This window comes from Rhodococcus sp. P4_F3_2 (assembly GCF_056401335.1).
Genome location: NZ_JBFUJN010000083.1, coordinates 1 through 2,910 on the forward strand (window position 1 = coordinate 1; position 2,910 = coordinate 2,910).

Sequence of the window (2,910 nt, forward strand, 5' to 3'; positions counted from 1 at the left end):
TACCGGTACAAGGACGGCGCGGAACTGATCATGATGAAGATGCCGGAGCGTCCTGCCCCGGCGTAGGGGTATAGCAGTGAAGCCCGCACCGAATCCGTGCGGGCCTTCTTTGGTGAGTTATTCCTACTTGCTGTCCATGCTGTTCGCGAGCCATTCCGCGTCCCACTCAACCATCGGCCGCGGAGGCAGTAGCGGCCGCCGTTGTCTTGGACGTAGTGGGTGAAGCACTTGTTCTCGTATCCGCTGTGTTCTTTGGTGCGGGTTATCGTGACAAAGCGTGTGGGAGCGGCTGTTTCGGTCATGGTGATGCGCCTTCCTGCGAGTCGGTCGAGTCGCTCCCCTGTCACCATGTCGAGTGCTTCTATCAACTTCGCAAGCATCATCGGCCCCCGGACACCTCTGATCTCAGTATCCGTCGGTACCGGCGAAGACAAGTTCAGGCGTGCCGACAACCGGCTGTCCGGGGTGTAGTTGCTGCTGTAGGGACTCGATCCCGGCAGCGTCGAGTGTTCCGCGGTGAATCTGACAGGCCCAGTCGAAATATTCTGTAGACCAGCCGATCTGATATCCGTAAGTCTTGGTTCTCCACGGCTGGTTCGATCGTGGCCGCCGGGTGATCCAACCCGCATTATCACCGAGTTCGGCTGCGAATGCGCCGGATTCGGGTTCGATCGAGTGAACGAAGCGTGGAGTCAGGTCCGTCAGCAGGGGCACCCCGATGGGTTCGGCCGTGATCTCATCGCGGAACCAGCGTATCGATTCCTGCCGCGGTGTAGTTGGCGGTCCGCCGCGGCCGGCGAGGGTCCTGGATTCGGCGTCGGTGATGACCGGACCGTCCCAGGTGAACAGGGGGAGTTCGAGGCGCTCCCCCACGAGGAGGTCGGTGTATGAGGCGCCGTCGACACCATTGCCGGAGTGTTGGGCAAGAACTGCACCGGTTTCGGCGTCGACGACAAGCCGCAGCGACGGCTTCGGCAGATTCCGGCTCTCGCGTGGGGCGAGATCCACCGACCAGCATCGACGGCCGAGGAGCTCGACGTCTGTCACCGGCCCTGTTGGGCGTGAGTGATGGTTGCCGACCCAATGCTCAACCTGCGGGGTGATCGAGAGGTGTCGGCCCGCGCCGGGTGAGTGCACCTGGTGGAGTTCGGTGCAGCGCGGATGGTCTGGGTCGGCGGTGAAGTCCCAGGCGGTGGTGCCGTCGCTGACGAACATCACCTGTCCGTCGAGTGATTCGATCCTCGACCGGCGTCCCCACCGATACAGATGCACGCCAGGGAGACGAACGGGAAGAAACACAGGTTCTTCCCCGTAGCTTCCGTAGTAGTAGTGAAAAGGTTCGTCGGAATTGCGGTACGGGACCACGACCCCGTGGACCGGTTGCCGCGGGCCATCTGCCATGGTCACCAACATCTGGACCCATTCGGTCATCACTGCCTCCACTACATATTCGGGTGTCGGGCGTCTTCGTCCCAGGTCAACGCGTCTCCCACCGGTCATTTCGGTGAGCTTTCCGGCCCGATCGCCTCCGCCGCTCAGCTCAGACATGCAGGACTCCCGCAATGGCTTCGGAGACCGGCGGGTAGGCGCGGGTGCCGGCTTGTTCCCCCAACTCTGCCGAGGCGTAAGACAGGAGATTGTCGAGACGAACACCTAGCTCGTCGTAGAGATTGAGGCGAGCGATCAACACCAGTCCCGGGTAGTCACGATGCCGGAATCGAACATGGATCCGGCCGCTCGGCCAATGTCCGACGTACGTGGCGCTCACCTGATCGACTTTGTCCGAAAACCGCATTCGGTCGAGACCACGCAGGCAATACTTGACGTAGCCGTGGTGGTCGAGTGGCTCGGGCCCGACAGGCCAGCACCGATCGGTGATGTCGATGCCGCCGGTGATCAGCGAATGGATCCCGCCATCGAACCCGGTGGAGAGTACCGACCGACCGACGGCAGGACGGGTAGCGGTCCTCGCGACCAACCACAGCCTCCCGGCCCCGGCGACGCCGAGCGCGACATCCATCCCTGGCAGTGTCAAGGTCGTCACCGGCGACGGATCCTCACCACGGTAGGCCCGCACGGTTGTGGCGCCACGCGTACTGGGGTCTTTGCCCCAGTACCAGCGCACGTTGCCATCGAACGCGCGCTTACGGCGATGGTTTTCGTTGTACGACACATCCGCATACTCGCTGGTGTACCCAACCTGCCGATCTTCCGCGCACAGGTAGGTGTCGCGGTCGATGCGCAGCGGGGCCAGATCATGCAGAGGTATCTGCAATATCGATGAGCTGTAACGTAACTCGAACCCTGCCCGCTTTCCTCCCGTGCCGTCCACGCGCGGCACCCGTTCCCACGGATCGTGTTCGACACCGAGATAGAGCGAGCATTCGTCGAGTTCGGCCGACACGATCGCCGCGGCATCCACTTCGACATGACGCATCCCGCCACCCAGCTTGCTCACCAGCAGCGCCGGTTTGCGCCGCAGCGTCCGTGGCGGAGTATCCGGCGAGGGTGCGATGTCGTTGTTCCTGCGTGTAGTCGTCATGCACCAGGCGCCGGCGCGTCCCGCGCCGATCAGATGGTGCCCTTCGGTGTATTCGGAACGGTCGATGCCGTCGATGCCGATGTGAACCAAAGGGCCGTCGCGGTGATTCTGTATCCACACCCCGGACTCGTCCGCCGCGATCTGTACTGGGCCGGAGCCCGGTGGTGCGGGAGGAAGATCAGTCCACGCCACCAACCCCGCCAACGATTCTGTGTGCGGATCAATCAGTGCCGCAACGGGTTGACGCTCGTCGACCACCCACAGGTGAGCCGCGGTGAAGAAGACGTATCGGGGGCGCAGGAACCTGCGCCCGAGGTGGGCGCTCACGCGCCTTTCTGCAGAGTCATGACATCGACGGTACCAGCGAA

General features: G+C 63.0%; 2 protein-coding genes and 1 pseudogene. All 3 read right to left on the reverse strand.

Annotated features, from left to right (window positions below):
- A pseudogene (locus AC1DWA_RS32800) lies at positions 1-383 on the reverse strand (hypothetical protein); the annotation flags it as partial.
- A gap of 22 nt (positions 384-405) precedes the next feature.
- Positions 406-1,548, reverse strand: a complete 1,143-nt coding sequence (locus AC1DWA_RS32805) for a hypothetical protein (RefSeq protein WP_477917576.1) — start codon at positions 1,546-1,548, stop codon at positions 406-408.
- Positions 1,541-2,910: hypothetical protein (locus tag AC1DWA_RS32810; protein WP_477917578.1), on the reverse strand; the 1,370-nt coding region annotated here is incomplete at its 5' end. The genes AC1DWA_RS32805 and AC1DWA_RS32810, both read right to left, overlap by 8 nt.

Excerpts from the sequence above, each read along its gene's own strand:
- AC1DWA_RS32805 (WP_477917576.1), bottom strand. The coding sequence starts at position 1,548 with ATGTCTGAGCTGAGCGGCGGAGGCGATCGGGCCGGAAAGCTCACCGAA.